The organism is Nocardia sp. NPDC101769, from assembly GCF_044766925.1.
Lineage (GTDB): Bacteria > Actinomycetota > Actinomycetes > Mycobacteriales > Mycobacteriaceae > Nocardia.
On sequence record NZ_JBIWMX010000147.1, the window covers coordinates 1 to 1,304 of the forward strand.

At 67.2% G+C, this 1,304-nt stretch carries 1 protein-coding gene; it reads right to left on the reverse strand.

Annotation, left to right across the window (positions count from 1 at the left end; translation table 11 throughout):
- Positions 1 to 23: 23 nt before the first annotated feature.
- A partial coding sequence (locus ACIRRA_RS46050; protein WP_402782506.1) for an IS1380 family transposase occupies positions 24 to 1,304 on the reverse strand: 1,281 nt, incomplete at its 5' end.

The window sequence follows — 1,304 nt, forward strand, 5'->3', positions numbered from 1 at the left end:
TCGGGCCGTTGCAGCCGGGGTGGTCAGAGAGCTTCGGGTTGTGGTGGTGTGTAGCCGATGGTGTTGTGCCACAAGGTGAGCCATGCATCGGTCCAAGGCCAGTGGCTGGGCAGGTGCAGGACCGGGCGGCGTTGCGGGCGGGCCAGGCGGGCGGGGATGTTGACGATCTTGCGGCGCAGGGTGGCCGCGCGAGCGCGGCCGTGGTTTCCGCCGGCGAGGATGCCGGTGGCGCGCAGCAGATTGTGGGCGATCGCGGCGGCCAGGACCCAGGCGGAGTTGGCACCGAATCTCCCGGACGGGATGTGGGCCAGCGGGCCGTCGATCAAGTCGGCGAAAACGGTCTCGACGACAGCGTGTTTTCGGTGGGTGATATCGGCGTCGGCGGTGGACTCGCCGGAGTTGGTGAAAAACGGGTGATACCGCCAGACCGGGAACAAACCATCCGGGAAACGAGCATCCTTCACCCGGCGCACGATCAACCGGGCGGTGACGCTTTCCTTGGTGGAAGCGAAAGCGGTGTAGGCGATTTCGGCGACCTCGGCATCAGAGATCCACTGCCCGGTGTCGGGATCGCGGATCGCGCCGGGATAGTTCACCGGGGTCCAAGCGTCGGGGTCGATTCCGTCGATCGCACGCTGCAGCGCGGCGTTTCTGGTCATCACCACCGAGAACCCCGCACCGGCGCGCACCGCGGCCCGCACCACTTTCCGGTTCCCGAAGGCCGAATCACCGCGCACCAGGATCTGGCCGGTGGCCCCGGCGGCGCGGGCGGTGTTGATCGCGGCGGTGACCATCGACGCGGCGCCTTTACCGGAGCCGGTCTTGCCCGCCCGCAACCGCATCCCGGCGATCACCGGGGCCGCGAGGTCGGTGCTGATCGTGGCCACCAACGGTGAAAGTCCCTTGCGGAGAACCTGTTTGCCCGCGATCTTGGTGTGTCCGTAGGACGCGCCTTGTTTCTGGTGCCCGTAGACCGGACGCAGCAACGAGTCGATATCGACGAAACACCGCACCTGCTTACCGGGCAGCAGATCCACCCGATCGGCCAGGGCGCACAGATGCTCACCCAGCACCGACTCCAACTGCTTGCCGTGCCCGAAGGTGAACTCCCGCAACAAGGTTCCCACCGTCGAGGGCGCATACACCCCGCCGAACAGGTTCTTGCCGCCGCCGCTGCGCAGCAGGTCGAGATCATCGATGCTGTCCGCCCCGGCGCACATCCCGGCGATCAAGGTGGCCAACTTCGGGCCTGGATTCGCCGATCCGGACTTGATCCGCGGCGCGGTGATCGCGACCTTGTCGGC